Genomic DNA, 25,357 nt, shown 5'->3' with positions numbered 1-25,357 from the left:
CGTGAAGGTCAAGGTTCAAACCCTCGACGCCAAGGCTGGCGGCGACATCGAGCTCAAGGACGAGATTTTCGGTCTCGATCCGCGCGCCGACATCCTGCATCGCGTCGTCACCTGGCAGCTCGAAAAGCGTCGCGCCACGGCGCGCGGCACTCGCGAGCGCGCCGACGTCGCCCGCACCGGCAAGAAGTGGGGCCGCCAGAAGGGTGGCGGTACCGCCCGTCACGGCGATCGCCGCGCTCCGGTGTTCATCGGCGGTGGTAAGGCGCACGGCGCCCGCGTCCGCGACTTCAATCCGTCGCTGAACAAGAAGATCCGCGCGCTGGGCCTCAAGATGGCGCTGTCGAGCCATGCCAAGGCGGGCTCGCTGATCGTCCTCGACGCGTTCGGCACCGCCAAGACCGCCGAGCTCAAGGCGCAGTTCGCCAAGCTCGGCACCGGCAAGACCGCGCTGGTGATCGACGGCGAGGCCGGCAACGGCTTCCTCGCGGCCCGCAACCTGGTGGGCGTCAACGTCCTCCCGGCGGTCGGCGCCAACGTCTACGACATCCTGAAGCACGACACGCTGGTCCTGACCCGCGCTGCCGTCGAGAGCCTGGAGGCGCGCTTCAATGGCTAAGAAGCAGAAGGCCGCGATCGACAACCGTCACTATGACGTGATCGTCGCGCCGCACATCACCGAGAAGTCGACTCTGGTCTCCGAGCACAACGCGGTTGTGTTCAAGGTCGCCGGCGACGCCACCAAGCCCGAGATCAAGGCTGCCGTCGAGGCGCTGTTCTCGGTCAAGGTCACCGGCGTCAACACGATCGTCCAGAAGGGCAAGACCAAGCGCTGGAAGGGCAAGCCCTACACGCGGTCGGACATGAAGAAGGCCATCGTCACGCTCGCCGACGGCGACCAGATTGACGTTACCGCGGGAGTGAACGGGTAATGGCACTCAAGAACTACAACCCGACGTCGCCTGGCGTCCGCGGGCTGATCCTGATCGACCGCTCGGCCCTGTACAAGGGTCGTCCGGTCAAGGGTCTCACCGAAGGCAAGACCAAGACCGGCGGTCGCAACAACAAGGGTCACGTGACCTCGCGCGGCATCGCCGGCGGTCACAAGCAGCGCTATCGCATCGTCGATTTCAAGCGCCGCCTGTGGGACGTCGAGGGCACCGTCGAGCGGATCGAGTATGACCCGAACCGCACCGCTTTCATCGCGCTCGTGAACTACGGCGCCGACGAGAACGGCAAGGATCGTCTGGCCTATATCATCGCGCCGCAGCGTCTCGCGGTCGGCGACAAGGTGATCGCGGGCAAGAAGACCGACGTGAAGCCGGGCAATGCCATGGAACTGGCCTCGATGCCGGTCGGCACCATCGTCCACAATGTGGAGATGAAGCCGGGCAAGGGTGGTCAGATCGCCCGTTCGGCCGGCACCTATGTGCAGGTCGTCGGTCGTGACCGCGGCATGGTCATCGTCCGTCTGAACTCGGGCGAGCAGCGCTACATCCATGGCAATTGCATGGGCACGGTCGGCGCGGTGTCGAACCCCGACAACCAGAACCAGAATCTCGGCAAGGCCGGCCGCAATCGTTGGAAGGGCATTCGCCCGCTGACCCGCGGCGTTGCCAAGAACCCGGTCGACCACCCGCACGGCGGTGGTGAAGGCCGGACCTCGGGCGGCCGTCATCCGGTCACCCCGTGGGGCAAGCCGACCAAGGGTGCGCGCACCCGCCACAACAAGGCGACGGACAAGATGATCATCCGTTCGCGTCACGCCAAGAAGAAGGGCTAACCGCTCATGGCTCGTTCCGTCTGGAAGGGTCCGTTCGTGGACCTCCACCTCCTGAAGAAGGCGCAGACCGCGCAGGAGACCAACGCGCGTGCGCCGATCAAGACCTGGTCGCGCCGCTCGACGATCCTGCCCGACTTCGTCGGCCTCACCTTCAATGTCTACAACGGCCGCAAGTTCGTGCCGGTGTCGGTCAACGAGGACATGGTCGGCATGAAGCTCGGCGAATTCGCGCCGACCCGCTTCTTCCCGGGCCACGCCGCCGACAAGAAGGGTAAGCGCTAATGTCCAAGCCTCAGGCACCCCGCAAGGTCGGCGACAAGGAAGCGCTGGCCGTTGCGACCCAGATCCGCGGTTCGGCCCAGAAGCTGAACCTCGTCGCGGGCCTCATCCGCGGCCGCAAGGCCGGTGACGCGCTGAACATCCTTCAGTTCTCCACCAAGGCGATGGCGGTCGACGCGCGCAAGGTTCTGGCTTCGGCCATCGCCAATGCCGAGAACAACCACAACCTCGATGTCGACGCGCTCGTCGTCGCCGAGGCGTCGGTCGGCAAGTCGATCACGATGAAGCGCTTCGCGACCCGCGGCCGTGGCAAGTCCACCCGCATCCTGAAGCCGTTCAGCCGTCTGCGCATCGTCGTGCGCGAGCAGGAAGAAGCATAATGGGTCACAAGAGCAACCCGATCGGTCTGCGTCTGCAGATCAACCGCACCTGGGACAGCCGCTGGTTCGCGGAGGGCGCCGATTACGGCCGTCTCCTCCTCGAGGACCTCAAGATGCGCCAGTACATCCTGAAGACGCTGCCGCAGGCCGCGATCTCCAAGGTGGTGATCGAGCGTCCGGCCAAGCTGTGCCGCGTCTCGATCTACGCGGCGCGCCCCGGTGTGATCATCGGCAAGAAGGGCTCGGACATCGAGAAGCTGCGCAAGACGCTCGGCGCGATGACCAGCTCGGACGTGTCGCTGAACATCGTCGAGATCCGTAAGCCCGAAGTCGACGCCAAGCTCGTCGCCCAGGGCATCGCCGATCAGCTGGAGCGCCGTATCGCGTTCCGTCGTGCCATGAAGCGCGCCGTCCAGTCGGCGATGCGTCTCGGCGCCGACGGCATCCGCGTCGCTTGCGGCGGCCGTCTCGGCGGCGCCGAGATCGCGCGTTCGGAAGGCTATCGCGAGGGCCGCGTGCCGCTGCACACGCTGCGCGCCAATCTCGACTACGCCGAGGCCGAAGCCCACACCGCCTATGGCGTGTGCGGCGTCAAGGTCTGGATCTTCAAGGGCGAGATTCTCGGCCATGATCCGATGGCGCAGGACCGGCTCAACATGGAGGCCCAGACCTCCGGCGTGCGTCCCGCGCGCGAAGACCGCCGCTAAGGACTAGAACATGCTGCAACCGAAGAAATTTGCGCACCGCAAGCAGTTCAAGGGCCGCATTCACGGCACCGCCAAGGGCGGTACGTCGCTGAACTTCGGCTCCTATGGCCTGAAGGCGCTCGAGCCCGAGCGGATCACCGCACGCCAGATCGAGGCGGCCCGCCGCGCGATCACGCGTCACATCAAGCGCCAGGGCCGTCTCTGGATCCGCATCTTCCCGGACGTTCCCGTTTCGTCGAAGCCGGCCGAAGTCCGCATGGGCTCGGGCAAGGGCGCTCCGGAATATTGGGCAGCCCGCGTCAAGCCCGGCCGCATCCTGTTCGAGCTGGACGGCGTTCCCGGCCCGCTCGCAGCGGAAGCGTTCAGCCGCGCGGCGATGAAGCTGCCGATCAAGACCAAGGTCGTGGCGCGCCTCGGCGACACGTCGCACCTGGAGGGTTGATAGAATGACCAAGGCTACCGATCTCCGGGCCAAGACCGACGACCAGCTCTCGGAAGAGCTGGGCAACCTCAAGCGCGAGGCGTTCAATCTCCGCTTCCAGGCTGCGACCTCGCAGCTCGAGAAGCCGAGCCGCGTCCGCGAGGTCCGTCGCGACATCGCCCGCATCAAGACGCTGCAGACCGAGCGTAACCGCTCGGATGCGAAGTAAGGAAACGAGACCATGCCGAAGCGCGTGCTGACCGGGAACGTGGTTTCCGACAAGGGCGACAAGACGGTCGTCGTGCAGGTGGAGCGTAAGGTTAAGCACCCGCTCTACGGCAAGATCATCCGTCGCTCGAAGAAGTATCATGCCCATGACGAGGGCAACGAGTATCGGGCCGGCGAGACCGTGCGCATCGAGGAGACTGCGCCGATCTCGAAGTTGAAGACCTGGAAGGTGATCGAGCGGGTCAACACCCACGCGACCCCCGCCAAGGCCGACAACGCCTGAGGTCTTCGGACCTGAGTTTTAACTGGAACCACCGGGCCCTGGGTCCCGGCAGGCCAAACGAGAAGGAACCGGATCGATGATCCAGATGCAGTCCAATCTCGACGTCGCTGACAATAGCGGCGCGAAGCGGGTGCAGTGCATCAAGGTGCTGGGCGGGTCGAAGCGTCGCTTCGCCGGCGTGGGCGACGTCATCGTCGTCAGCATCAAGGAAGCTGCTCCCCGCGGCAAGGTGAAGAAGGGTGACGTGCATCGCGCCGTCATCGTCCGCACCGCCAAGGATGTCCGTCGTACCGACGGCTCGGTGATCCGCTTCGACGGCAATGCCGCGGTGCTGGTCAACAAGAACGAGGAGCCGATCGGCACGCGTATCTTCGGGCCGGTGGTCCGCGAGCTGCGCTCGAAGGGCTTCATGAAGATCATTTCGCTCGCGCCCGAGGTGCTGTGATGGCTGCTGCCAAGATCAAGAAGGGCGACCAGGTCATTGTCCTGTCCGGCAAGGACAAGGGGCGGACCGGTGAGGTCGTCAAGTCGCTGCCGAAGGAAGGCAAGGTCGTCGTGTCCGGCGTCAATGTCGCCGTGCGCCATGTCAAGCCGAGCCAGGGCGATCCCCAGGGCGGCCTGAAGCGCTCGGAAGCGCCGATGCACGTTTCGAAGGTCGCGCACGTGACCGCCGACGGCAAGCCGACCCGCGTCCGCTTCGAGGAGCGCGACGGCAAGAAGGTTCGCGTCGCCGTCAAGACCGGGGAGGTCATCAATGGCTGATAAGTATACCCCGCGCCTCAAGAAGCAGTACGACGAGACCATCGCCAAGGCGATGACCGAGAAGTTCGGCTACAAGAACGCGCTCGAGATTCCGCGCATCGACAAGATCGTGCTGAACATGGGCGTCGGCGAGGCCACCCAGGACAAGAAGAAGGTCGAGCAGGCTGCTTCGGAGATGGAGCTCATCTCCGGCCAGAAGCCCGTCATCGCCAAGGCGAAGAAGTCGATCGCACAGTTCAAGCTGCGCGAAGGCATGCCGATCGGCTGCAAGGTCACCCTGCGCCGCGAGCGGATGTACGAGTTCCTCGATCGCTTCATCACGATCGCGCTGCCGCGCGTTCGCGACTTCCGTGGCCTCAACCCGAAGTCGTTCGACGGCCGTGGCAACTATGCCTGCGGTCTCAAGGAGCAGCTGATCTTCCCGGAGATCAGCTATGACAAGGTCGACAAGATCCGCGGCATGGACGTGATCGTCACCACCACCGCCAAGACCGACGAGGAGGCTCGCGAGCTTCTCCGTCTCTTCGGCTTCCCGTTCCCGCAGGATGCGGACGGCGAAGCGAAGCAGGCAGCGTAAGGGAAAGAGAACTTAAGTCATGGCGAAACTGAGTTCGATCAACAAGAACGAGCGTCGCAAGCAGCTGGTGAAGAAGTACGCCGGCAAATATGCGAAGCTCAAGGCGATCGCGAACGACGAGTCCCTCGATGAAACCGAGCGCCTCATCGCGCGGCTGAAGATGGCCGAGATTCCCCGCAACGGGAACCCGACCCGCATCCGCAATCGGTGCGAGCTGACCGGCCGCCCGCGCGCCTATTACCGCAAGTTCCGTCTCGCACGCGTCATGCTGCGCGATCTGGCCAACAAGGGCCTGATCCCCGGCGTCACCAAGTCGAGCTGGTAAGGACTACGAGATGGCTTTGACCGATCCCCTGGGTGATATGCTCACCCGCATCCGCAACGGCCAGCGCGCCCGCAAGGACTCTGTCCTGACGCCGGCGAGCAAGCTGCGTGCGCGCGTTCTCGATGTTCTCCAGCGCGAAGGCTACATCCGTGGCTATAGCGAGGAGCAGATGGGCCCTGCCGCTGGCATCCGCATCGAGCTGAAGTATTTCGAGGGCCAGCCGGCGATCAAGCACGTCGCCCGCGTCTCGAAGCCCGGCCGCCGCGTCTATTCGGGTTCGCAGGAACTGCCCCGGATCCGCAACGGCCTCGGCATCACGATCGTTTCGACGCCTCGCGGCGTTCTCTCGGACGCGGAAGCGCGCGAGCAGAATGTCGGCGGCGAAGTGCTCGCGGAGGTGTTCTGATATGAGCCGCATCGGCAAGAAGCCGGTCAGCGTACCGGCGGGCGTCACCGCCTCGATCGACGGCGGCGTGCTGAACGTGAAGGGCCCCAAGGGCGCCCTCTCGCTCAACCTGCGCGACGAGATCAGCTACACACTCGAGGACGGCGGCATCCTGGTGAAGCCGGCCAACGAGACCAAGGCGGCGCGTGCCTTCTGGGGCATGCAGCGCACGCTGGTCCAGAACCTCGTCACCGGCGTGACCGAGGGCTTCACCAAGAAGCTCCTGATCACCGGCGTCGGCTATCGCGCTGCGTCGCAGGGCAAGGTGCTCAAGCTCCAGCTCGGCTATTCGCATGACGTGAACATCGACGTGCCGGAAGGCATCGAGATCAAGACCCCCGATCAGACCACGGTCGAGATCTCGGGGATCGACAAGCAGAAGGTCGGCCAGATTGCGGCCGAGATTCGCCGCTGGCGGAAGCCCGAGCCGTACAAGGGCAAGGGCATCAAGTACGACGGCGAATTCATCTTCCGTAAGGAAGGGAAGAAGAAGTGATCAGCACCAAGGGTCTTTCGCTTTTCGAAAAGCGTCGCCGCCGCAATCGCTCCGCGCTTCGTGCGCGCAGCGCTGGCCGTCCGCGCCTGTCGATCCACCGCTCGGGCAAGCACATCTATGCCCAGGTGATCGACGATGCCGAGGGCAAGACGATCGCCTCTGCCTCGACGCTCGAGAAGGACGTGCGCGGCCAGACCGGCGCGACCGTCGCCGCGGCGCAGGAAGTGGGCAAGCGCGTTGCCGAGGCCGCCAAGGCCGCCGGCGTCACGCAGGTCGTCTTCGATCGTGGCGGCTTCCTCTATCATGGTCGCGTCAAGGCGCTGGCCGATGCCGCTCGTGAGAGCGGGCTGGAGTTCTGAGAATGGCTGACGAAATCAACCAGGCGCCGGTCGAGGCGCAGGATGCCGGCCAGGAGCAAGGCCGTGGTCCCCGTGGCGGCCGTGGCCGCGGCGGCGGCGGTGATCGTGGTGGCCGTGGCGGCCGCGAAGGCGGCGGCCGTGGCCGTCGCGACGATCGTCGCGGCGCGCAGGACGACGGTGGCGAGGAGCTGATCGAAAAGCTCGTTCACATCAACCGCGTCTCGAAGACGGTGAAGGGCGGCAAGCGCTTCGGTTTCGCGGCGCTGGTCGTCGTGGGCGACGGCAAGGGTCGCGTCGGCTTCGGTCATGGCAAGGCGCGCGAAGTGCCGGAAGCCATCTCCAAGGCGACCGCTTCGGCGAAGAAGGCGATGGTTCGCGTTCCGCTCAAGGAAGGCCGCACGCTGCACCATGACGGCAAGGGCCACTTCGGTGCCGGACGCGTCACGGTCCGCACTGCGCCTGCCGGTACCGGCATCATCGCGGGTGGCCCGATGCGCGCCATCTTCGAGAGCCTGGGCGTTGCCGACGTCGTGACCAAGTCGGTCGGCACGTCGAACCCCTACAACATGATCCGCGCCACTTTCGAAGCGCTCGGCGAGCAGACCTCGCCGAAGAGCGTTGCGCAGCGCCGCGGCAAGAAGATCGCCGACCTGCTCGGCCGTGGCGGTTCGTCGACCGCCGAGGCCGACGCGGCCGCGATCGCGGAGTAAGCGACATGGCGAAGATCAAGATCCAGCAGATCGGCTCGCCGATCCGCCGCACCAAGGATCAGCGCGCGACGCTGATCGGGCTCGGCCTCAACAAGATGCACAAGGTCTCGGAGCTGGAAGACAGCCCCGAGGTCCGCGGCATGATCCGCAAGCTGCCGCACATGGTGAAGGTGCTCGAGGGCTGAGCCTTCGTCTCCTGTCCAGGGTGACAGAAAGTTTGTGACAAAGTGCGGAAGGGGGGCTAAGGGCCCCCCTTCCAATTTTCCAGCGCGACAAAAGCGAAAGCGAGTGCACGACATGAAACTGAACGATCTCCGCGACAACGCAGGCGCCCGTCCCTCCAAGATCCGCGTCGGACGCGGCATCGGCTCGGGCAAGGGCAAGACCGCCGGCCGGGGCCAGAAGGGCCAGAAGAGCCGCGAAGGCGTCTCGATCAACGGCTTCGAGGGCGGCCAGATGCCGCTCCACATGCGCATCCCGAAGCGCGGCTTCAACAATCCGTTCGCCAAGGACTATGCCGAAGTGAATCTCGGCGCGATCCAGAAGGCAGTCGATTCGGGCAAGCTCACCGGCGCCGACATCACCCAGTCCGAGCTCAACGCAGCGGGCCTGACCCGCGGCGGCAAGGACGGCGTGCGTCTGCTCGGCAAGGGCGCGCTGACCGCCAAGCTCAACTTCACCGTCGCCGGTGCGTCCAAGTCGGCGATCGAGGCGGTCGAGAAGGCCGGCGGTTCGGTGACGATCCCCGAGATCGTTCCCGCCGCCGAGAAGGCCAAGGCCAAGCACCGCTCGGTGCAGAAGGTCATTGCCGCCAAGAAGGCCGGCAAGGCCTGATCTCTCGAGGGGCGGGGCAACCCGCCTTTCGTTCGTGCCGGACCCCGTCGAACCGCGACGGGCGCAGGCCGAACGGACTTGGGGGCAGGCGCCGCATTGCCCTCGGGACCGAAGGACTTATATGAGCGGCGGGGGCGGTCGAACGCTTTCCCGCCGCTTTGGTTTCCAGGATAATCGCGAACATGGCATCCGCAGCCGACCAACTCGCCTCCAGCATCAATCTGTCGAAGTTCGGCAAGGCGACCGAGCTCAAGAAGCGCCTGTGGTTCACCCTCGGCGCGCTGATCGTTTTCCGGCTGCTCAGCTATGTGCCGCTTCCCGGTGTCGATCCGACCCAGCTCAATCTGCTCGCGCAGCAGACCTCGGGCGGCGTGCTCGACTTCTTCAACAACTTCACCGGCGGCGCATTGAACCGCATGTCGGTCGTCGCGCTCGGCGTGATGCCCTACATCACCGCCTCGATCGTCGTGCAGCTCGCCACCTCGCTGAGCCCCACGCTCAACGCGATCAAGAAGGAAGGCGAGAGCGGGCGCAAGCGGCTCAACCAGTACACCCGCTACGGCACCGTCGGCCTCACCGCGGTGCAGGGCTATTTCATCGCGGTCGGGCTCGAGACCTTCGGCGCCAGCCAGGGGCTGCAGGCAGTGATCGAGCCGGGTCTGCTGTTCCGCGTCGGCGCGGTGATCAGCCTTGTCGGCGGCACGCTGTTCCTGATGTGGCTCGGCGAGCAGATCACCAGCCGCGGCGTCGGCAACGGCATCTCGCTGATCATCATGGCGGGCATCGTCGCGCGCCTGCCCACCACGCTCGTCCAGCTGTTCGAGAGCGGCCGCACCGGCACGATCGATCCGCTGCGCCTGATCCTGATCCTCGTCGCGGTCGCCGCGATCGTTCTCGGCATCTGCTTCATGGAGCGCGCCCAGCGCCGCATCCTGATCCAGTATCCCAAGCGCCAGACCGCGCGCGGGGTGCAGGCCGAGCGCAGCCATCTGCCGCTCAAGCTGAACACCGCCGGCGTGATCCCGCCGATCTTCGCCTCGTCGCTGCTGCTGCTGCCGCTGACGATCACCCAGTTCGCCGGCAACATGACCGCGGGCGAGAGCCAGTGGGGCGATTTCGTGATCAGCCTCAACACCTGGCTGCGCCACGGCTCGCCGGTCTACATGGCGCTCTATGCCGCGGGCATCATCTTCTTCTCGTTCTTCTACACCGCCGTGGTGTTCAATCCCGAGGAGACTGCCGAGAACCTCAAGCGCTATGGCGGGTTCATCCCCGGCATCCGCCCGGGCAAGAACACCGAGACCTATTTCGATTACGTGCTGACGCGCATCACCGTGATCGGTGCGGCGTATCTGACGGTGATCTGCCTGCTGCCCGAATATCTGGTGTCGGCGATGGGCATCCCGTTCCTGATGGGCGGCACTAGCCTTCTGATCGTGGTCAACGTAACGATGGACACGGTGACGCAGATCCAGTCGCACCTGCTGGCGCACCAGTATGGCGATCTGATCAAGAAGGCGAAGCTGAAGGGCCGCATGCGCTGAACGCGCAGCTTGGGACGGGGATAACCGAGTGAACATCATCCTGTTGGGCCCTCCGGGTGCAGGCAAGGGCACCCAGGCGAAGTGGCTCGAGAGCGAGCGCGGCATGGTCCAGCTCTCGACGGGCGACATGCTGCGCGCCGCGGTCAAGGCGGGCACGCCGACCGGGCTCAAGGCCAAGGCGGTGATGGAGGCGGGCGAACTCGTCTCGGACGCAATCGTCTCGGGGATCATCGGCGAGCGGCTCGACATGGCCGATACCGATGCCGGCGCGATCTTCGACGGCTATCCGCGCACCCAGGCGCAGGCCGAGTCGCTCGACGGGCTGCTCGCCGAGCGCGGCCGCAAGCTCGATTACGTCATCGAGCTCGAGGTCAACGAAGAGGCGCTGGTCGAGCGCGTCGAGGGCCGCTTCACCTGCGCCCAGTGCGGCGAGGGCTATCACGATCGCTTCAAGCAGCCCAGGGTCGAGGGCACCTGCGACGTCTGCGGCAGCCACGAGTTCAAGCGCCGCCCCGACGACAATGCCGAGACGGTGCGCACGCGCATGGCCGAATATCGGGCCAAGACCGCGCCGATTCTGCCCTTCTACGAAGCCAAGGGCCTCGTCCGCCGCGTCGACGGCATGGCGGACATCGAAGAGGTCAGCCGGCAGATCGCCGCGATCCTCGACGGGCAGGGCTGATTCGGCGTACCCTCCCGGCAACGGGAGGGTTTCCTATGCGCGCTTGCCTGCTTGCATTGCCGCTGCTTGCCGCAGTGCCGGCCTCGGCCGAAGTCATCGCGTCTTCCGAGACCAGCTTCGCCAGCCATCACGTCCTCACCGTCGCCGCGCCGCCGGCGCAGCTATGGGCAACGCTGCTTCGCCCCGCCAGCTGGTGGGACGGCGCACACAGCTATAGCGGCAATGCCGCCAATCTCAGCCTCGATGCCCGACCGGGCGGCTGCTGGTGCGAGAAGACGCCGGGCGGCGGCGTCGAGCATATGCGGATCGTCTATCTCGCCGCGAACGACACGCTGCGGATGACCGGCGGGCTCGGCCCGCTCCAGGCGATGCCGGTCGCCGGGGTGATGACGATCACGCTCAAGCCCGCGGGGGCGGGCACCACGCTCACTCTCGACTATGCGGTCGCCGGCCCGGGCCTCGCGAGCCTCGCCGCGCCGGTCGATCAGGTGCTCGGCGTGCAATGGACGCGGCTCAAGGCCGCGGCGGAGCGTCAAGGGCAATGACCAAGGCACGCGACATCGCCCCGTCGCCGCCCCCCGAGGCGCCGCTCGCCGCGTCGCAGCGCGCGGCTGCCCGGCTCCAGATCGGCGAGCGTTTCTATGCCGTCGCCGAGGTCGAGGTGACGCCCGCCGGCCTGCTCGCGATCGGCGGCATGGTCGGCGCGATCCTGCTCGGCGCCGCCGCCGTGGTCCGCGCCGCGCGGCGCTGAGCGGGCTTTCGCGCGCCGGCGCACATGACAAAATCTTCATGCGCGCGTCACCGCCGCGTGAGCCCGTGGCTGCCAGAAGAGGGCAGGGCCGGCCGCCTTGCCGGTTCCTTCTGCCACGGAGGATTTCGATGAAGCTTTCCCGCATCCTGCTCCCGGCTGCCGCGGTGGCGATGATCGCCGCGCCGACTCTCGCCAGCGCCGCGGCCGCGCCCGCCGCCAAGCATCACAAGGTTGTGAAGGCGGCCAAGACCGCGAAGACCGAAAAGACCGTCAAGAAGGCGAAGAAATAATTCGACACCGGTGCCTTGCCCTTGCACCGGCGCGGCCGGCGGAAGATCCCCCTCTTCCGCCGGCCGCTTCGCGTGTCCCGCGCAGGGAGGGGGAGGGCTCTCGCCGCCGCCTCCGGCTTGGCGCGCGCGCAACGTTCGTGTATGGGTCTTGTTCCGGCAAAAGCGGTCCGCGGCGCTTGACAGCGCCCCTGCGGCTGCATATGTCGCGCAACTTCCGAAACACCGGTTGCCCGGCGGCGCTTGCCTGCGCACGTCGCGCCACTGCATTTTCGGAGCAACGCTACGAGATGGGGTGCGAGCTGCCATGCAGGCACCCCGTGGAGCTGGGAGAATAATTTCATGGCACGTATTGCGGGTGTCAACATCCCGACCAACAAGCGCGTTCTGATCGCGCTGCAGTATATCCACGGCATTGGCCCGGCCAAGGCCAAGGAGATCACCGACAAGCTCGCGATCGCTCCCGAGCGTCGCGTGCAGGACCTCACCGATCAGGAAGTTCTCCAGATCCGCGAGGCGATCGACGCGAACTACACCGTCGAGGGTGACCTCCGTCGCGAGACGGCGATGAACATCAAGCGCTTGATGGACCTCGCCTGCTATCGCGGCCTGCGCCATCGCAAGGGCCTGCCGGTCCGCGGCCAGCGCACGCATACCAATGCGCGCACCCGCAAGGGCAAGGCCAAGCCGATCGCCGGCAAGAAGAAGTAAACCGTCCGGGGGACGGTTTACTCCGCCGGAGTTCGGCTTCGGCGCAGTGACCACCCCACTCTAGGGATAAAGGTCAGAGATAATGGCACGTGAACCGCAGCGCATTCGCCGTCGCGAACGCAAGAACATCACCGCCGGCGTCGCCCATGTGAACGCCAGCTTCAACAACACCATGATCACCATCACGGATGCTCAGGGCAACGCCATTTCGTGGTCGTCGGCCGGCATGATGGGCTTCAAGGGCTCGCGCAAGTCGACCCCTTACGCCGCCCAGGTCGCCGCCGAAGATGCGGGCCGCAAGGCCGCCGAGCACGGCGTTCGCACCCTCGAGGTCGAAGTGAAGGGTCCGGGTTCGGGCCGCGAGTCGGCGCTGCGCGCGCTGCAGGCGGTCGGCTTCCAGATCACGTCGATCCGCGACGTGACCTCGATCCCGCACAACGGCGTTCGTCCGTCGAAGCGCCGTCGCGTCTGATTTGCAATCCTGCCCGGCTTACGGGCCCCGGGGGCGGGGTCCGGACCGGGCAGCAGTTACCTGGCAGGATAGCCCCATCCTGCCCAACATGAGGAAAGCCCGTGTCGGTCAACCCTAAGAACTGGCAGGAACTCAAGAAGCCCAACGGTCTCGAAAAGAAGGCCGGTGGCGACCCCAAGCGCAAGTCGACCTTCGTGGCCGAGCCGCTCGAGCGCGGTTTCGGCCTTACGCTCGGTAACGCGCTGCGCCGCGTGCTGCTCTCGTCGTTGCAGGGCGCCGCGGTCACTTCGATCAAGATCGAGAACGTCCTTCACGAGTTCTCGAGCCTCGCCGGCGTGCGCGAGGACGTGACGGACATCGTCCTCAACGTGAAGCAGATCGCGCTCAAGATGCAGGGCGAAGGCCCGAAGCGTCTCCAGCTCTCGGCCACTGGCCCGGCGGAAGTCAAGGCCGGCGACATCGCCGTTTCGGGCGATATCGAGGTGATGAACCCTGAGTTGGTGATCTGCCATCTCGACGACGGCGCGACGCTCAACATGGAGCTCACCGCCGACACCGGCAAGGGCTATGTCCCCGCCCAGTCGAACCGCCCGGCCGATGCGCCGATCGGTCTGATCCCGGTCGACGCGCTGTACAGCCCGGTCCGCCAGGTCTCGTACAAGGTCGAGAACACCCGCGTCGGTCAGGAGCTCGATTACGACAAGCTCACCCTGACGATCGAGACCGACGGCACGATCACCCCTGAGGACGGCCTCGCCTATGCGGCGCGCATCCTGCAGGACCAGCTCGCGCTGTTCGTCCACTTCGACGATTCGGCGGTCACCCGTCAGGCGCCGATCGGCATGGCGGCGCCGGCCTCGGCCGATGGCGCTGCGGCTGCCGGCGATACCGCGCAGATCAATCGTTACCTTCTCAAGAAGGTCGACGAGCTCGAGCTGTCGGTGCGTTCGGCCAACTGCCTCAAGAACGACAACATCATCTATATCGGCGATCTGGTCCAGAAGACCGAGGCCGAGATGCTGCGCACGCCGAACTTCGGCCGCAAGTCGCTCAACGAGATCAAGGAAGTCCTTTCGAGCATGGGGCTCCGCCTCGGGATGGAAATCCCGGGCTGGCCGCCCGAGAACATCGAAGAGATGGCCAAGAAGCTTGAGCAGGAAATTATGGGGTAAGCCTTTCCCTGCCGTCGCTCTGGCGAGAGCTGGAGTGGCGGCGGGGGAGGAACCCCAAGGGATCCCGGCCTTCGCCGGGATGACGGTAATCGGGTGGCTCACCGTCCCACCTGGCTTGGGGTTCCGTAAGACGGCCCCCTGACGAACGAGAAGGAAGTTACCATGCGTCATCGCGTCGGCGGCCGTAAGCTGCAGCGTACCTCGGCCCATCGTGCCGCCCTGTTCCGCAACATGAGCGCCGCGCTCATCAAGCACGAGCAGATCACCACCACGCTCGCCAAGGCGAAGGAACTTCGCCCCTATGTCGAGAAGCTGATCACCCTCGCCAAGAAGGGCGGCCTTTCGAACCGCCGTCTGGCGCATGCCCGCCTGCTCGACGACGCGCAGCTGGTGAAGCTGTTCGACACGCTCGCCGCGCGCTACGCCGATCGCAACGGCGGCTATACCCGCATCATCAAGGCCGGCATCCGCGCGTCGGACGCCTCGCCGATGGCGGTGATCGAGTTCGTCGACCGCGACGTCTCGGCCAAGGGCCAGGATTCGGGCCCGGTGCTGATCGACGAGGACTTCGACGAAGCCGCCTGATCGGCGCCGTCGCGGTTGAATTCGGGAAGAGGCCGGGCCATCAGGCTCCGGCCTTTTTCCGTTTCCGGAGTCTGCCGTGACCGACCCCATCGCCTATCCCGAGACCCGCCGCGAAGATCTGGTCGAGGAGCAGTTCGGCATCGCGGTGGCGGACCCGTATCGCTGGCTCGAGAACGACGTCCGCAACGATGGCGAGGTCGCTGCCTGGGTGGCGACGCAGAACGCGGTCACCGACGCCTATCTCGCCGGGCTGCCGGGCCGCGACTGGTTCCGCACCCGTATCCGCCAGCTCTTCGACTATGAGCGCTTCGGCTTGCCGCAGAAGAAGGGCGGCCGCTATTTCTACATGCACAATAGCGGGCTGCAGAACCAGGCGGTGCTGTTCGTCCGCGATCAGCTCGACGGCCCCGGCCGCGTCCTGCTCGACCCCAATGGTTGGTCCGAGGACGGCGCCACCGCGCTCTCCGAATGGATCCCGTCGGACAATGGCGAGCATCTGCTCTACGCGGTGCAGGACGGCGGCAGCGACTGGCGGGTCGCGCGGGTGCTCGACGTCACTACGGGCAGGGAGACCGGCGACGTCGTCCATGGGATGAAGTTCACCCTCGCCGCGGCCTGGGCGAAGGACGGCAGCGGCTTCTTCTATTCGCGCTATCCCGAGGTCGCCGAGGCCGAGAAATTCCAGGCGCCCAACGCGAACCACAAGATCTGGTTTCACCGGCTCGGCACGCCGCAATCGGCCGACCGGCTGGTCTACGAGACCCCCGCAGCGCCGAGCCACAGCCACTATGCCCAGGTGACCGACGACGGCCATTGGCTGGTGATCACCACCAGCGAAGGCACCGACGATCGCTACGAGATCACGCTGGCCGATCTCAACGACCCCGCCTGGCCGACGCGGACGATCATCCACGGGCTCAACCATCACTGGTCGCTCGCCGGCAATATCGGCACGCGCTTCTACTGGACGACCAACAACCATGCCCCGCGGATGCGCGTGGTGACGATGGACATCGGCGCCAGCGAGCATCCCGAGCCACACGCGCTGATCCCGGAGGACAAGGCCACGCTGGAGGGCGCGGCGATCGTCGGCCATGTCCTCGTCGCGAGCTATCTGGTCGACGCGCGCACCGAGATCCGCCGCTATGCGCTCGACGGGACGCGGCTCGAGCCGGTGGCGCTGCCCGGGATCGGCACCGCCTCGGGCTTCGGCGGCGAGCAGGACGATCCCGAGACCTTCTACGCCTTCACCAGCTTCAACGAGCCGACGACGATCTACCGGCTCAACATCGCCACCGGCGAAAGCGCGCCCTGGGCCGCGCCGAAGCTGTTGTTCGATCCCGCCGACTATCATGTCGAGCAGCGTTTCTATGCCTCGAAGGACGGCACGCGCGTGCCGATGTTCGTGGTGCGCAAAAAGGGCCTGACCGGGCCCGCGCCGACGTTGCTCTATGCCTATGGCGGGTTCAACATCCCGCTCACCCCCAGCTTCTCGTCGTCGCGGATCGCGTGGATGGAGCAGGGTGGGGCGGTCGCGATCGCCAACATTCGCGGCGGCGGCGAATATGGCAAGGCGTGGCACGATGGCGGGCGGCTCGCCAACAAGCAGAACAGCTTCGACGATTTCATCGCCGCGGCCGAATATCTGATCGCGCAAGGGATTGCCGGCGCGGGGCAGGTCGCGATCCAGGGCGGCTCGAACGGCGGGCTGCTCGTCGGCGCGGTGGTCAATCAGCGCCCTGAGCTGTTCGCCGCGGCGCTCCCCGCGGTCGGCGTGATGGACATGCTCCGCTTCGATCGCTGGACCGCCGGCCGCTATTGGGTCGACGATTATGGCCGGCCTTCCGACGAGGCGGATTTCCACCGCCTCTACGGCTATTCGCCGTATCACAACGTCCGGGGCGGACGCGCCTATCCGGCGATCCTCGTCACCACCGCCGACACCGACGACCGTGTCGTGCCCGGGCACAGCTTCAAATATACTGCGGCGCTGCAGGCGGCCGAGATCGGCGACAAGCCGCACCTCGCCCGAATCGAGACGCGCGCGGGCCATGGCTCGGGCAAGCCCACCGACAAGGTCATCGAGGAAGCGGCCGACATCTGGGCGTTCGCCGCGGAGTGGACCGGGCTCGCGGTGAAGCGGGGCTGACGATCGTTCAGCCGTGCGAAAGCCGCGCCTTCCTAGCGTTCGTTACGCGAGGGCAAGGGAGGGAACCAATGCAGTTTTTTCGACCGCTGGGCGGCGCCGGCGCAGCACTCGCCGTCATGACCATGGCCGTGCCGGCCGAGGCCCAATCGTGGCGCTCGCGCGGGCCGCAGCGCCATCATCACCATCATCGCGAGGACAAAGTCGATGCTGGCGGGCTGATCCTCGGCGCGCTGCTCATCGGCGGGATCTTCGCCGCCACATCCGCCGAGAAGAAGCGCCGCGAGCGCGAGGCGGCCTATTTCGAGAATTACGAAGCGCCGCCGCTCGACGCGGGCACGCTCGATGGCGGGCCGGCGGCCGCGGGCGATGGCGGGCCGGGGGCCGGGGGCGATGGCGCTCCGCCGCCGCCCGAGGGATCGCCGGTGCCCGACATCCCCGCGCCGGGCGCCGCCGACTATGACGGGCTCTACGATCAGGATGCCGCCGCCGATCGCTGCGCCGTCGCCGCCGAGACCCAGGCGCAGCAATTCGCCCGGCTCGCCCGGGTGACGGCGATCACCGACAATCTGTGGAACGGCAAGAGCTGGGTGATCAAGGGCCGCGTCGAGGTCGCCGAGAGCTACAACGACGCGACCAAGCCGAGCCATAAATTCCGCTGCTCCCTGCGCGCCGGCAACGAGCCGGTGGTCCTGATCGAAGGGCTCGGGACGATCTGAGCCTTCATCGCCCCAAGGGCGGAGTTCGACGCGAAACCGCTGATCGCGCGGTCCGGCCACGCGACCCTGGGGGAGAGATGCCCGGGGGCGTGGGAGAAGAGACGATGCTTCGATCGCTCGCAAGCGGTGCGGCGGTCGCCGCTGCGCTGTCGCTGGCCATGCCCGCCGCGGCGCAGGACGATCGACACGAGCGTCGCGGCACATCGTGGCGCTCGATCGTCGGCGCGCTCGTCCTCGGCAGCCTGTTCGGCGTTCCGACGAGCGCCGATACCGGCGTCGAGGACGGCATCTCGGTGGAGATCGATCCCGACGGCTATCACGCGCCGCCGGGCGAGGCGCCTCCCGGCTCGCCCGAGCAGATCGCCGAGGCGCGTTGCGGCGATGCCGTCGAGGCGGCGGCGCAACGCTATGCCGGCAGCGCCGAAGTCGTCTCGATCACGTCCTATGTCGCGCTCGGCAAGCGGGTGATCATCAAGGGCAAGGTCGATCTCGCGCAGGGCTTCAGCGACGCAGTCAAGCCGCAGCACAAATTCCGCTGCGAGCTCCGCCGGGGCAGCGCGCCGGACGTCAGGATCGACGGCCTGAGCCCCGCCTGACCCGTTCATCGTAGCGACAGCCCGGCATCGGCAGCTTCTCGCGCGAAGGGGAGAGGCCGATGCTGACTCGCGCGGGGATGGCGATGCTCCTGCTGGCGACACCGGCGGCGGCGCAGCGGGCGTCGGTCGATAGCGTCGCACGAGCGGCCGGCGCCGACTATCTCGCCGCCGAGCAAGGCGTCGGCCTGTCGATCGGCATCGTCCGGAACGGCAAGGTCTCCACATGGCATTTCGGATCGATCGCGAAGGGCGGTCCCGCGCCGGGCGACGCGGCGGCGTACGAGATCGGCTCGATCGCCAAGACGATCACCAGCCTGTTGCTCGCCCGCGCGGTGGTCGCCGGCAAGGCCAGCCTCGACGACGATGTCCGCAAATATCTCGACGGCGACTGGCCCAATCTCGCCTTTGAGGGCGAGCCGATGCGGCTGCTCCATCTCGCCAACATGACCTCGGCGCTGCCTGACAATCTCCCTGATCTCTCGGCGATCAAGGACGATCCCGGCCGCTTCCGCATGGCCAGGGCGATCGCCGCCTATGACAAGGGCGATTTCCTTGCCGATCTGCACAAAGTGTCGCTCGCCCGGCGCCCCGGCGCCGAAGTCGCGCATTCGAACGTCGGCGCGCAGCTGCTGATCTATGTCGTCGAGCGCATCTACGGCGCGCCGTACGAGACGCTGCTCGCCCGCGAGATCGAGAAGCCGCTGGGCTTCGCCGCTGGCGCGGCGGTCACCGGCTACGACGCCGGGGGCGTCGCGGCCGCGACGCTGCCGCGCGAGAAATTCGGCTGGCGCTATTCGCTCGCCGACATGCTCCGCTACGCCGCGCTCCAGCTCGACGAGAAGGATCCTGCGGTGGCGCTCAGCCACAAGGGCACGTGGTTCACGCTCGACAAAAAGACCTGGGTGGCGCTCAACTGGATCGTCACCGCGCTGCCCGGCGGCGGGCGCCAGCTGCGCACGTCGGGCGGGACCTTCGGCTTTTCGAGCGTGATCCAGCTCTATCCCGAACGCGGGCTCGGGATCGTGCTGCTCGCCAACCGCTCGACTCCGACCGCGCAGGGCAAGCTTTCGGAAATCGCCGACCGGATCGCCAGCGAATGACCGCCTTCGAGAAGCGCCCCGATCCTCGGTGGATTTGAATAGCTATTAAGAAAAAGCGGGTATCGCACGTATAGATTGCGCGCGGGGTGTCCGATGTTCGGCCGAAAGCGATTGAAGGCGGCGGCTCCCGACGTCGAGGTCGATGCTGCCAAAGCGGCGTATCAGGAATTGATGGCGCAGATCATGTCGGAGGCGCCCACTTGCCACTCGCTGGTGCTGGCCGCGAAGTTCGTCGGATATTTCAGTTCTCCGTCGGACCGACGCGATCCCGACCAGATCACGGTAGACGACATCGACAAGCCGGTCATCTGCCAGGCGAACCATGAGGGCCGACTGATCGAAGGGCTCTCTTTCACCTTTGTCGGCCAGCGCGGCGAACGGGGCGTCGTGTATCTGTTCGAGGAATTCGGCGATATCGCTCCTGAAGGAAACGCGCAGCGATTCCGGGTGCCTGTCAGCAAGTTCGAGAGCGGCGTTCGCGACTATCGTATCGTTCTAAGGGACGTGATGCAGAAGATGCGGCCGGTACCGGCCCATGATGTCGAGCAAGCTGCTCGGCTTCAGGCGCAGCTGAAGCAGTTTTTGGGCTGACGGCAATGCTGTCGCGCCGACTACGCCAAGGCCGGCAATCTGTACGCCGGGCAGGTTTATCTTAACGGTCGCGCCTTATGACCTGCGCTCGTCTGCACGAAGGGGAGTGGCATGGCGATCATCAAATTCTGCGCATCGATTGCGCTGATGGTGCTCTGGGGCCCGTATCTCCTGTACGTCTGGGCGGTGCCTGCGGCGGTGCCGGAATGGGCGTATGGCCCGGGCCTGCGGCGCGTCTTCATGCTCAGCTCGAATTTCGAGCCGACGGTGTTCACCTTGCTGTTCGGCCTCGGCTTCACCGGGATCGCGTTGCTTGGAGTCGGGGCGGTGCTGAGCGGCAAGGCGCAGTTCCAGAACTGAGGTGCAGCCACGCCCTTCCCATGGCGGCCGCATCTGCTATGCGCGCTGGGCATGGAACATCATGCCGATTCAATCCTGATCGTCGATTTCGGGAGCCAGGTGACCCAGCTGATCGCGCGCCGCGTGCGCGAGGCGGGAGTCTATAGCGAGATCGCTCCCTTCAATTCCGCCGCCGAGGCCTTTGCCCGGATGCGGCCCAAGGGGATCATCCTCTCCGGCTCGCCTGCCTCGGTGCTCGACGAAGGCAGCCCGCGGGTGCCGCAGGAGATCTTCGATTCGGGGCTGCCCATCCTCGGCATCTGCTACGGCCAGCAAGTGATGATGGAGCAGCTGGGCGGCACCGTGCAGCAGGGCGATTCGGGCGAGTTCGGGCTCGCCTTCATCGAGATCCAGGACGGCTGCGTGCTGTTCGACGGGCTCTGGGCCGAAGGCGAGAGCCATCAGGTCTGGATGAGCCATGGCGACAAGGTCACCGCGCTCGCCCCGGGCTTCCGCCCGGTCGCGGTCAGCCCCGGCTCGCCCTTCGCGGTCGTCGCCGACGATGCCCGCCGCTATTACGCCACCCAGTTCCACATGGAGGTGGTCCACACCCCCGACGGGGCGAAGCTGCTCGCCAATTTCGTCCGCCATGTCTGCGGGCTGCAGGGCGACTGGACGATGGCCGAGTTCCGGCAGGCCAAGATCCGCGAGATCCGCGAGCAGGTCGGCTCGGGCCGGGTGATCTGCGGGCTTTCGGGCGGCGTCGACAGCGCGGTCGCCGCGGTGCTGATCCACGAGGCGATCGGCGAGCAACTCACCTGCGTGTTCGTCGATCACGGGCTGATGCGCGCCGGCGAGGCCGATCAGGTCGTCAGCCTGTTCCGCGGCCACTACAACATCCCGCTCGTCCATGTGAACGCCGAGACGCTGTTCCTCTCGGGCCTCGCCGGGGTCACCGATCCCGAGGCCAAGCGCAAGTTCATCGGCAAGACCTTCATCGAAGTGTTCGAGGAAGAGGCGAGGAAGATCGGCGGCGCCGATTTCCTCGCCCAGGGCACGCTCTATCCCGACGTGATCGAAAGCGTCAGCTTCACCGGCGGGCCCTCGGTGACGATCAAGAGCCATCACAATGTCGGCGGCCTGCCCGAGCGGATGAACATGAAGCTCGTCGAGCCGCTGCGCGAGCTGTTCAAGGACGAGGTCCGCGCATTGGGCCGCGAGCTCGGCCTGCCCGACATCTTCGTCGGCCGGCACCCGTTCCCGGGGCCGGGCCTCGCGATCCGCATTCCCGGCGAAGTCAGCAAGGAACGCTGCGACATCCTCCGCAAGGCCGACGCGATCTATCTCGAGGAGATCCGCAATGCGGGGCTCTACGACGCGATCTGGCAGGCCTTCGCGGTGCTGCTGCCGGTGCGCACCGTCGGGGTGATGGGCGATTACCGCACCTATGACTATGTCCTCGCGCTGCGCGCGGTGACCTCGACCGACGGCATGACCGCGGTCGCCTTCCAGTTCCCAGGCGATTTCCTGCCGCGCGTCGCGACGCGGATCGTCAACGAGGTCCGCGGGATCAACCGGGTGACCTATGATTTCACCTCCAAGCCGCCCGGCACAATCGAGTGGGAGTGAGGGGGGCTGCCGCCGCGCGCCGGACGCGCCGATAATATTTGCCCGGCGGCGTCGATTCCCCGCAATCTCGTTCGTCGTCCCAAGTGAGAGGCCAGAAGGGCCGGCTCGAGCAAGGAGACGGATGATGCGGGTAATGGTATTCGTGAAAGCCACCGAGGCGACCGAGCAGGGCATGGCGCCCACGCCCGAGATGCTCGCGGCGTTCGAGGCGATGGACAAGTTCACCGAGGAGCTGGTCGAGGCCGGCGTGTTCGTCGCGGCGGCGGGGCTCAAGCCGAGCAGCGCGGCGCGGCGCATCACCTTCGACGGTCCGCGCGCCACGGTGATCGATGGCCCGTTCGCCGAGACCCGCGAGCTGATCGCGGGCTTCTCGATCTGGGAAGTCAAGGACATGGACGAGGCGCTGGAATGGGCGAAGCGCTGCCCCAATCCGATGCCGGGCGCGCAGATCGAGATCTGGCCGTTCCTCGAGGCGGCGGATCTCGGCGATTTCGTCTCGCCCGAGGAGCTCGCGGCACCGCGCGAGGGCGAACGCGGCAAGCTCGGCGTCGCCTGACGTCATTGGGCGGGTCGGGCGCCGGGCGCGTTCGCCCGCCCGAAAAGGCGCAGCGCGATTTGCCAACCGAATCGGCGGCGTAGTATCACCGGGTCTGTCGACGGGTCGGTAGGATAAAATATTGCGTAATCGGATGCTTGGTCGTCGCACGCGGCTCGCCGCCGCGCTTGTCGCGCTGCTTGCCGGCTGCAGCCCTGCCGAGCCCGAGCAAAATGCGACGCGCTCGATCACCTTTCAGGGCAATGCCGAAGAGCTGATCCTGCCCAGCCCTGCGCCGGCCGAAGCCAACGCCGCAGAGGCGGCCGGCCCCGCGATCAATCTCGCGCCGGACGGGCTCAGCCTCGTGCTGCCGAGCGGCGCCGCGCGGCAGGTGACCTTCGGCATGCCGCGCGCCGACGCCACGCGGATGATCGCTGCTGCGCTCGGCAATCCGATCGAGGAGGGCGACCAGCAGGAATGTGGCGCCGGCGCGCTGTCGTTCGCCAATTTCCGCGACGGGCTCGGCCTCTATTTCGAGGGCGGCAAGTTCGCCGGCTGGGATCTCGACGGCCGCGAAGGCGGCCGCTTCGCCACGGCGGCCGGGGTCGGCATCGGCTCCACCCGTAAGCAGCTCGAATCGGCGCATGCGATCACGCTCGAGGATTCGACGCTCGGCATCGAATTCACCAGCGGCGGGCTGTCTGGCCTGCTCAGCACGCGCGAGCCCTCGGGCGAGATCACCAACCTATGGGCCGGCATGACGTGCATCGCCCGCTAACGGCGACGGCGAAAATCTCGCGGGCGGCGGAGGCCAAAGGCGCCACGCACCATAGATCCGGCTGGAGTGAAGCCCGGCCGGATCGATGGCAGACTAGCGTTGACGATCAGCGTTTGGGAATGACGGCGCCGGTGAAGGCCCCGTTGTTCGGCGCGACATTGTCGGGATTCGCGTCGAGCAGATTGTCGCCATAGCTGAAGATCGCGGAGCTGTTCGCGAAGGAAACGCCGGTGGTGTTGCCGGTGATCGTCGTGTCGCTGACGCGAACCGTCGCGAAACCGCCATTGGCGATGATGCCGGTGCCGTTGCCGCTGACCGTCGAATCACTGAGGATGACGCCTGCCGCCGCGGTCCCCGCGAACGCATTCACATTAAGCCCCGCGGTGTTGTTTCCGGAAAGCTCCGAATCATAGATCGTGATCCGGTTGCGCGTGCCCGTGTTGCCGGTCGAATCGACGCGCACACCGTTGCTGGAGTTATTGACCGCGAACACGTTGCGCATGGTGACCAGCGCGGTGCCCGTGCCGGTCGGCTGAACGAGGACGCCGGTGCCGCCATCGGCAACGGTGACATGGGTCAGATAGACCTCGACATTGGTCGTCGGCTGAATTGAAACGCCGCTGCCGCTCTTCTGATTTTGAATGAACACGTCCTCGACGATCAGGGACCTGCCCGTCACGAACCGGATGCCGTTGAGTCCCGGGGTGGTGCCGGCGCCGTCGATGGACAGCCCGCGCAGCTTGACGTCGATCGTGCCCGGCGTGGCAGTCGCCGAGTCGTTGACGACGACGCCGTTGATGCCGCCCGAATTGAGCACGCTGCCGAAGGTACCGGAGCAATCGATGGTCATCGACTTGGTGATGGTCACCGTGCCAAAGCCGCCCGGATCGAGGCAGTTGATCTCGCCACCCGCGGCGGTCTTGGAGATCGCACCCGCGAACGTCTTGCACGGCGCGGTGCGGCTGCACGGGTTGACGTCGTCGCCGACGCCGGAAACCCAGGTCCGGGTCGCCTGCGCGGCGGCCGGCGATGCCCAGAGGGCGGCCGCGCTCATCGCGGCGATTGCCAGTTTCGTCTCAAATCGCATGATTGTCTCCCCTGTACGTGGTCGGGAAGGATGCGGCCCTCATGCCCCCCCCCGCATATTTTAATTAAAGAATGCACCTTCCTGAAGCTATTTGCAAGCAACCCTCGGATTCTGCTTTGCTGATCGCGCGGGTGTCCAAGGCCTGCTTGCCAGCCGCATAGCAAGGAGCGAACACGCGCATAGATGACGATCGAATCTGCGATCCCCGTCGATGGGCCGGTCACGGTCGCGCTGTGGCGCGCCTGCGGCCTCACCCGCCCGTGGAACGACCCCGACGCCGATTTCGCCCTCGCTCTCGACAGCCCGAGCTCCACCGTCCTCGTCGCGCGCGGCGCCAGCGGCATCGACGGCAGCGTGATGGTCGGCTTCGACGGGCATCGCGGCTGGGTCTATTATCTCGCCGTCGCGCCCGATGGCCGCCGCGCCGGGCTCGGCCGCGCGCTGATGGAAGCCGCCGAGACTTGGCTCCGCGCCCGCGGCGCCCCCAAGATCCAGCTGATGGTCCGCGAGGACAATCACCAAGCGCTCGGCTTCTATCAGGCGCTCGGGCTCGAACCGCAAAAGGTCGTCACGCTCGGCCGCTTTCTGAAGGACGATTCATGACGATCACGATGTACGGCATCAAGAATTGCGACACGATCAAGAAGGCGCGCGACTGGCTCGCCGGGCATGCGATCGCCTATGATTTCCACGACTACAAGACCGCCGGGATCGACGCCGCCAGCCTCGCACGCTGGATCGCAGCGGAAGGTTGGGAGACCGTGCTCAACCGCGCCGGCACCACCTTCCGCAAGCTCGACGATGCCGACAAGGTGGGTCTCGACGCCGCGAAGGCGACCGCGCTGATGCTGGCTCAGCCCTCGATGATCAAGCGCCCGGTGCTCGAGCATCCCGGCGGCCTGCTGATCGGCTTCGCGCCCGATCGCTACGCCCGCGCGCTGCTCTGAAAAGCATCCACGGTTGAGGGCGCGGATTCTCTCCGCTGGCGGATTCGTTCGATTTCCGTTACGTTCGCCAGCCAGAAAAAGACAGACATGGGAGGGATGC

At 66.3% G+C, this 25,357-nt stretch carries 40 protein-coding genes; 39 read left to right on the top strand and 1 reads right to left on the bottom strand.

What is annotated here, in order from left to right; all coding sequences use genetic code 11:
• Window position 1 precedes the first annotated feature (1 nt).
• The 37 genes from rplD to E5A74_RS16905 all read left to right on the top strand — a co-directional run bounded on the left by rplD (window position 2) and on the right by E5A74_RS16905 (window position 23,223).
• On the top strand, window positions 2-616 hold the full coding sequence (rplD, locus tag E5A74_RS17085; RefSeq protein WP_135986840.1) for a 50S ribosomal protein L4: 615 nt from the start codon (window positions 2-4) through the stop codon (window positions 614-616).
• Window positions 609-929, top strand: coding sequence for a 50S ribosomal protein L23 (locus tag E5A74_RS17080; protein ID WP_135986839.1), 321 nt, complete (start codon window positions 609-611; stop codon window positions 927-929). Before rplD ends, E5A74_RS17080 begins: the two co-directional genes overlap by 8 nt.
• Window positions 929-1,780 (top strand): 50S ribosomal protein L2, encoded by an 852-nt coding sequence (gene rplB, locus E5A74_RS17075; protein ID WP_135986838.1) that lies wholly within the window; start codon window positions 929-931, stop codon window positions 1,778-1,780. Before E5A74_RS17080 ends, rplB begins: the two co-directional genes overlap by 1 nt.
• A gap of 6 nt (window positions 1,781-1,786) precedes the next feature.
• Complete coding sequence (rpsS, locus tag E5A74_RS17070) at window positions 1,787-2,062, top strand: 30S ribosomal protein S19 (protein WP_066797106.1); 276 nt, start codon at window positions 1,787-1,789, stop codon at window positions 2,060-2,062.
• Window positions 2,062-2,439 (top strand): 50S ribosomal protein L22, encoded by a 378-nt coding sequence (gene rplV / locus E5A74_RS17065; RefSeq protein WP_037566464.1) that lies wholly within the window; start codon window positions 2,062-2,064, stop codon window positions 2,437-2,439. Before rpsS ends, rplV begins: the two co-directional genes overlap by 1 nt.
• Entirely contained in the window at window positions 2,439-3,146 is a 708-nt protein-coding gene (gene rpsC, locus E5A74_RS17060; RefSeq protein ID WP_135986837.1) for a 30S ribosomal protein S3, read from the top strand. The genes rplV and rpsC overlap by 1 nt, the downstream gene beginning before the upstream one ends.
• Before the next feature lie 10 nt (window positions 3,147-3,156).
• Entirely contained in the window at window positions 3,157-3,588 is a 432-nt protein-coding gene (gene rplP / locus E5A74_RS17055; RefSeq protein ID WP_135986836.1) for a 50S ribosomal protein L16, read from the top strand.
• Between the two features lie 4 nt (window positions 3,589-3,592).
• A complete protein-coding gene (gene rpmC, locus E5A74_RS17050; protein WP_135986835.1) occupies window positions 3,593-3,796 on the top strand; it encodes a 50S ribosomal protein L29 in 204 nt (67 codons plus the stop codon).
• A 12-nt stretch (window positions 3,797-3,808) separates the two neighbouring features.
• Entirely contained in the window at window positions 3,809-4,078 is a 270-nt protein-coding gene (gene rpsQ / locus E5A74_RS17045) for a 30S ribosomal protein S17 (RefSeq protein WP_135986834.1), read from the top strand.
• A 76-nt stretch (window positions 4,079-4,154) separates the two neighbouring features.
• Window positions 4,155-4,523, top strand: a complete 369-nt coding sequence (gene rplN, locus E5A74_RS17040; protein ID WP_135986833.1) for a 50S ribosomal protein L14 — start codon at window positions 4,155-4,157, stop codon at window positions 4,521-4,523.
• Window positions 4,523-4,840, top strand: coding sequence for a 50S ribosomal protein L24 (gene rplX / locus E5A74_RS17035; RefSeq protein ID WP_135986832.1), 318 nt, complete (start codon window positions 4,523-4,525; stop codon window positions 4,838-4,840). The genes rplN and rplX overlap by 1 nt, the downstream gene beginning before the upstream one ends.
• A complete protein-coding gene (rplE, locus tag E5A74_RS17030; protein WP_135986831.1) occupies window positions 4,833-5,417 on the top strand; it encodes a 50S ribosomal protein L5 in 585 nt (194 codons plus the stop codon). The genes rplX and rplE overlap by 8 nt, the downstream gene beginning before the upstream one ends.
• A 19-nt stretch (window positions 5,418-5,436) precedes the next feature.
• On the top strand, window positions 5,437-5,742 hold the full coding sequence (rpsN, locus tag E5A74_RS17025) for a 30S ribosomal protein S14 (protein WP_010545733.1): 306 nt from the start codon (window positions 5,437-5,439) through the stop codon (window positions 5,740-5,742).
• Window positions 5,743-5,752: 10 nt separating this feature from the next.
• The gene (gene rpsH, locus E5A74_RS17020; RefSeq protein WP_025560980.1) at window positions 5,753-6,148 is read left to right on the top strand and encodes a 30S ribosomal protein S8; all 396 of its coding nucleotides are present in this window, start codon (window positions 5,753-5,755) and stop codon (window positions 6,146-6,148) included.
• 1 nt (window position 6,149) lies between these two features.
• The gene (gene rplF, locus E5A74_RS17015; RefSeq protein WP_135986830.1) at window positions 6,150-6,683 is read left to right on the top strand and encodes a 50S ribosomal protein L6; all 534 of its coding nucleotides are present in this window, start codon (window positions 6,150-6,152) and stop codon (window positions 6,681-6,683) included.
• The gene (rplR, locus tag E5A74_RS17010) at window positions 6,683-7,042 is read left to right on the top strand and encodes a 50S ribosomal protein L18 (RefSeq protein WP_206365906.1); all 360 of its coding nucleotides are present in this window, start codon (window positions 6,683-6,685) and stop codon (window positions 7,040-7,042) included. The genes rplF and rplR overlap by 1 nt, the downstream gene beginning before the upstream one ends.
• Window positions 7,043-7,044: 2 nt before the next feature.
• Window positions 7,045-7,752: a 30S ribosomal protein S5 gene (rpsE, locus tag E5A74_RS17005; RefSeq protein ID WP_135986828.1), complete on the top strand. Its 708-nt coding sequence runs from the start codon at window positions 7,045-7,047 to the stop codon at window positions 7,750-7,752.
• Window positions 7,753-7,757: 5 nt separating this feature from the next.
• Window positions 7,758-7,937, top strand: a complete 180-nt coding sequence (rpmD, locus tag E5A74_RS17000; RefSeq protein ID WP_044333362.1) for a 50S ribosomal protein L30 — start codon at window positions 7,758-7,760, stop codon at window positions 7,935-7,937.
• 112 nt (window positions 7,938-8,049) lie between these two features.
• Window positions 8,050-8,586, top strand: a complete 537-nt coding sequence (gene rplO, locus E5A74_RS16995) for a 50S ribosomal protein L15 (protein ID WP_135986827.1) — start codon at window positions 8,050-8,052, stop codon at window positions 8,584-8,586.
• Between the two features lie 182 nt (window positions 8,587-8,768).
• Window positions 8,769-10,130: a preprotein translocase subunit SecY gene (gene secY / locus E5A74_RS16990; protein WP_135986826.1), complete on the top strand. Its 1,362-nt coding sequence runs from the start codon at window positions 8,769-8,771 to the stop codon at window positions 10,128-10,130.
• A 28-nt stretch (window positions 10,131-10,158) separates the two neighbouring features.
• On the top strand, window positions 10,159-10,812 hold the full coding sequence (locus tag E5A74_RS16985) for an adenylate kinase (RefSeq protein WP_135986825.1): 654 nt from the start codon (window positions 10,159-10,161) through the stop codon (window positions 10,810-10,812).
• Window positions 10,813-10,847: 35 nt separating this feature from the next.
• Window positions 10,848-11,357: an SRPBCC family protein gene (locus E5A74_RS16980; protein WP_135986824.1), complete on the top strand. Its 510-nt coding sequence runs from the start codon at window positions 10,848-10,850 to the stop codon at window positions 11,355-11,357.
• Window positions 11,354-11,563 carry a hypothetical protein gene (locus E5A74_RS20980; protein WP_166745615.1) on the top strand — a complete coding sequence of 70 codons (210 nt, stop codon included), beginning with the start codon at window positions 11,354-11,356 and terminating at the stop codon, window positions 11,561-11,563. The genes E5A74_RS16980 and E5A74_RS20980 overlap by 4 nt, the downstream gene beginning before the upstream one ends.
• 128 nt (window positions 11,564-11,691) lie before the next feature.
• The gene (locus E5A74_RS20975; protein ID WP_166745614.1) at window positions 11,692-11,853 is read left to right on the top strand and encodes a hypothetical protein; all 162 of its coding nucleotides are present in this window, start codon (window positions 11,692-11,694) and stop codon (window positions 11,851-11,853) included.
• A 339-nt stretch (window positions 11,854-12,192) separates the two neighbouring features.
• Window positions 12,193-12,561, top strand: coding sequence for a 30S ribosomal protein S13 (gene rpsM / locus E5A74_RS16970; RefSeq protein ID WP_135986822.1), 369 nt, complete (start codon window positions 12,193-12,195; stop codon window positions 12,559-12,561).
• Between the two features lie 82 nt (window positions 12,562-12,643).
• Window positions 12,644-13,033 carry a 30S ribosomal protein S11 gene (rpsK, locus tag E5A74_RS16965; protein ID WP_025495450.1) on the top strand — a complete coding sequence of 130 codons (390 nt, stop codon included), beginning with the start codon at window positions 12,644-12,646 and terminating at the stop codon, window positions 13,031-13,033.
• Window positions 13,034-13,134: 101 nt separating this feature from the next.
• Window positions 13,135-14,205, top strand: coding sequence for a DNA-directed RNA polymerase subunit alpha (locus E5A74_RS16960; protein WP_135986821.1), 1,071 nt, complete (start codon window positions 13,135-13,137; stop codon window positions 14,203-14,205).
• 162 nt (window positions 14,206-14,367) lie between these two features.
• Entirely contained in the window at window positions 14,368-14,790 is a 423-nt protein-coding gene (rplQ, locus tag E5A74_RS16955) for a 50S ribosomal protein L17 (protein ID WP_135986820.1), read from the top strand.
• Window positions 14,791-14,866: 76 nt separating this feature from the next.
• Window positions 14,867-16,939, top strand: a complete 2,073-nt coding sequence (locus E5A74_RS16950; protein ID WP_240699862.1) for a prolyl oligopeptidase family serine peptidase — start codon at window positions 14,867-14,869, stop codon at window positions 16,937-16,939.
• Between the two features lie 68 nt (window positions 16,940-17,007).
• Window positions 17,008-17,655, top strand: a complete 648-nt coding sequence (locus tag E5A74_RS20970) for a hypothetical protein (protein WP_166745613.1) — start codon at window positions 17,008-17,010, stop codon at window positions 17,653-17,655.
• A 104-nt stretch (window positions 17,656-17,759) separates the two neighbouring features.
• Window positions 17,760-18,251, top strand: a complete 492-nt coding sequence (locus E5A74_RS16935) for a hypothetical protein (protein ID WP_135986817.1) — start codon at window positions 17,760-17,762, stop codon at window positions 18,249-18,251.
• Window positions 18,252-18,310: 59 nt separating this feature from the next.
• A complete protein-coding gene (locus tag E5A74_RS16930) occupies window positions 18,311-19,351 on the top strand; it encodes a serine hydrolase domain-containing protein (protein WP_135986816.1) in 1,041 nt (346 codons plus the stop codon).
• A 93-nt stretch (window positions 19,352-19,444) separates the two neighbouring features.
• On the top strand, window positions 19,445-19,942 hold the full coding sequence (locus tag E5A74_RS16925; protein WP_135986815.1) for a hypothetical protein: 498 nt from the start codon (window positions 19,445-19,447) through the stop codon (window positions 19,940-19,942).
• Between the two features lie 111 nt (window positions 19,943-20,053).
• Window positions 20,054-20,302, top strand: coding sequence for a hypothetical protein (locus tag E5A74_RS16920; RefSeq protein WP_135986814.1), 249 nt, complete (start codon window positions 20,054-20,056; stop codon window positions 20,300-20,302).
• Between the two features lie 51 nt (window positions 20,303-20,353).
• Window positions 20,354-21,910: a glutamine-hydrolyzing GMP synthase gene (gene guaA, locus E5A74_RS16915; protein ID WP_135986813.1), complete on the top strand. Its 1,557-nt coding sequence runs from the start codon at window positions 20,354-20,356 to the stop codon at window positions 21,908-21,910.
• Between the two features lie 124 nt (window positions 21,911-22,034).
• Complete coding sequence (locus E5A74_RS16910; RefSeq protein ID WP_135986934.1) at window positions 22,035-22,466, top strand: YciI family protein; 432 nt, start codon at window positions 22,035-22,037, stop codon at window positions 22,464-22,466.
• A gap of 121 nt (window positions 22,467-22,587) precedes the next feature.
• Window positions 22,588-23,223 (top strand): hypothetical protein, encoded by a 636-nt coding sequence (locus tag E5A74_RS16905; protein ID WP_168355597.1) that lies wholly within the window; start codon window positions 22,588-22,590, stop codon window positions 23,221-23,223.
• 106 nt (window positions 23,224-23,329) lie between these two features.
• On the opposite strand, the gene E5A74_RS16900 is transcribed toward E5A74_RS16905, so the two are convergent.
• Entirely contained in the window at window positions 23,330-24,277 is a 948-nt protein-coding gene (locus E5A74_RS16900) for a right-handed parallel beta-helix repeat-containing protein (RefSeq protein WP_166745612.1), read from the bottom strand.
• A gap of 216 nt (window positions 24,278-24,493) precedes the next feature.
• Here E5A74_RS16900 and E5A74_RS16895 point away from each other — a divergent pair, with 216 nt between their 5' ends.
• Window positions 24,494-24,913 carry a GNAT family acetyltransferase gene (locus tag E5A74_RS16895; protein ID WP_135986810.1) on the top strand — a complete coding sequence of 140 codons (420 nt, stop codon included), beginning with the start codon at window positions 24,494-24,496 and terminating at the stop codon, window positions 24,911-24,913.
• Entirely contained in the window at window positions 24,910-25,257 is a 348-nt protein-coding gene (locus E5A74_RS16890; RefSeq protein ID WP_135986809.1) for an ArsC family reductase, read from the top strand. The genes E5A74_RS16895 and E5A74_RS16890 overlap by 4 nt, the downstream gene beginning before the upstream one ends.
• The last annotated feature ends 100 nt before the right edge of the window (window positions 25,258-25,357 follow it).

This window comes from Sphingomonas naasensis (genome assembly GCF_004792695.1).
Taxonomy (GTDB): domain Bacteria; phylum Pseudomonadota; class Alphaproteobacteria; order Sphingomonadales; family Sphingomonadaceae; genus Sphingomonas; species Sphingomonas naasensis.
Note: the sequence above shows the minus strand (reverse complement) of the source record. Positions and strands in the feature narration are given on the sequence as shown.

Bases quoted from the DNA above. Each gene is read 5' to 3' on its own strand.
- rpsQ (WP_135986834.1), top strand. From the start codon at position 3,809: ATGCCGAAGCGCGTGCTGACCGGGAACGTGGTTTCCGACAAGGGCGAC.
- rpsS (WP_066797106.1), top strand. From the start codon at position 1,787: ATGGCTCGTTCCGTCTGGAAGGGTCCGTTCGTGGACCTCCACCTCCTG.
- E5A74_RS20980 (WP_166745615.1), top strand. From the start codon at position 11,354: ATGACCAAGGCACGCGACATCGCCCCGTCGCCGCCCCCCGAGGCGCCG.
- E5A74_RS16980 (WP_135986824.1), top strand. From the start codon at position 10,848: ATGCGCGCTTGCCTGCTTGCATTGCCGCTGCTTGCCGCAGTGCCGGCC.
- E5A74_RS20970 (WP_166745613.1), top strand. From the start codon at position 17,008: ATGCAGTTTTTTCGACCGCTGGGCGGCGCCGGCGCAGCACTCGCCGTC.
- E5A74_RS16935 (WP_135986817.1), top strand. From the start codon at position 17,760: ATGCTTCGATCGCTCGCAAGCGGTGCGGCGGTCGCCGCTGCGCTGTCG.
- E5A74_RS16910 (WP_135986934.1), top strand. From the start codon at position 22,035: ATGCGGGTAATGGTATTCGTGAAAGCCACCGAGGCGACCGAGCAGGGC.
- rplO (WP_135986827.1), top strand. From the start codon at position 8,050: ATGAAACTGAACGATCTCCGCGACAACGCAGGCGCCCGTCCCTCCAAG.
- rpsN (WP_010545733.1), top strand. From the start codon at position 5,437: ATGGCGAAACTGAGTTCGATCAACAAGAACGAGCGTCGCAAGCAGCTG.
- E5A74_RS16900 (WP_166745612.1), bottom strand. From the start codon at position 24,277: ATGAGCGCGGCCGCCCTCTGGGCATCGCCGGCCGCCGCGCAGGCGACC.
- secY (WP_135986826.1), top strand. From the start codon at position 8,769: ATGGCATCCGCAGCCGACCAACTCGCCTCCAGCATCAATCTGTCGAAG.
- rpmD (WP_044333362.1), top strand. From the start codon at position 7,758: ATGGCGAAGATCAAGATCCAGCAGATCGGCTCGCCGATCCGCCGCACC.
- rpsK (WP_025495450.1), top strand. From the start codon at position 12,644: ATGGCACGTGAACCGCAGCGCATTCGCCGTCGCGAACGCAAGAACATC.
- rpsH (WP_025560980.1), top strand. From the start codon at position 5,753: ATGGCTTTGACCGATCCCCTGGGTGATATGCTCACCCGCATCCGCAAC.
- rplB (WP_135986838.1), top strand. From the start codon at position 929: ATGGCACTCAAGAACTACAACCCGACGTCGCCTGGCGTCCGCGGGCTG.
- E5A74_RS16890 (WP_135986809.1), top strand. From the start codon at position 24,910: ATGACGATCACGATGTACGGCATCAAGAATTGCGACACGATCAAGAAG.
- E5A74_RS17080 (WP_135986839.1), top strand. From the start codon at position 609: ATGGCTAAGAAGCAGAAGGCCGCGATCGACAACCGTCACTATGACGTG.
- rplV (WP_037566464.1), top strand. From the start codon at position 2,062: ATGTCCAAGCCTCAGGCACCCCGCAAGGTCGGCGACAAGGAAGCGCTG.
- rplN (WP_135986833.1), top strand. From the start codon at position 4,155: ATGATCCAGATGCAGTCCAATCTCGACGTCGCTGACAATAGCGGCGCG.
- rplE (WP_135986831.1), top strand. From the start codon at position 4,833: ATGGCTGATAAGTATACCCCGCGCCTCAAGAAGCAGTACGACGAGACC.
- rpmC (WP_135986835.1), top strand. From the start codon at position 3,593: ATGACCAAGGCTACCGATCTCCGGGCCAAGACCGACGACCAGCTCTCG.
- E5A74_RS16930 (WP_135986816.1), top strand. From the start codon at position 18,311: ATGCTGACTCGCGCGGGGATGGCGATGCTCCTGCTGGCGACACCGGCG.
- E5A74_RS16925 (WP_135986815.1), top strand. From the start codon at position 19,445: ATGTTCGGCCGAAAGCGATTGAAGGCGGCGGCTCCCGACGTCGAGGTC.
- rpsM (WP_135986822.1), top strand. From the start codon at position 12,193: ATGGCACGTATTGCGGGTGTCAACATCCCGACCAACAAGCGCGTTCTG.
- rplP (WP_135986836.1), top strand. From the start codon at position 3,157: ATGCTGCAACCGAAGAAATTTGCGCACCGCAAGCAGTTCAAGGGCCGC.
- E5A74_RS20975 (WP_166745614.1), top strand. From the start codon at position 11,692: ATGAAGCTTTCCCGCATCCTGCTCCCGGCTGCCGCGGTGGCGATGATC.
- rplF (WP_135986830.1), top strand. From the start codon at position 6,150: ATGAGCCGCATCGGCAAGAAGCCGGTCAGCGTACCGGCGGGCGTCACC.
- E5A74_RS16920 (WP_135986814.1), top strand. From the start codon at position 20,054: ATGGCGATCATCAAATTCTGCGCATCGATTGCGCTGATGGTGCTCTGG.
- rplQ (WP_135986820.1), top strand. From the start codon at position 14,368: ATGCGTCATCGCGTCGGCGGCCGTAAGCTGCAGCGTACCTCGGCCCAT.
- rplX (WP_135986832.1), top strand. From the start codon at position 4,523: ATGGCTGCTGCCAAGATCAAGAAGGGCGACCAGGTCATTGTCCTGTCC.
- E5A74_RS16895 (WP_135986810.1), top strand. From the start codon at position 24,494: ATGACGATCGAATCTGCGATCCCCGTCGATGGGCCGGTCACGGTCGCG.
- rpsC (WP_135986837.1), top strand. From the start codon at position 2,439: ATGGGTCACAAGAGCAACCCGATCGGTCTGCGTCTGCAGATCAACCGC.
- guaA (WP_135986813.1), top strand. From the start codon at position 20,354: ATGGAACATCATGCCGATTCAATCCTGATCGTCGATTTCGGGAGCCAG.
- rpsE (WP_135986828.1), top strand. From the start codon at position 7,045: ATGGCTGACGAAATCAACCAGGCGCCGGTCGAGGCGCAGGATGCCGGC.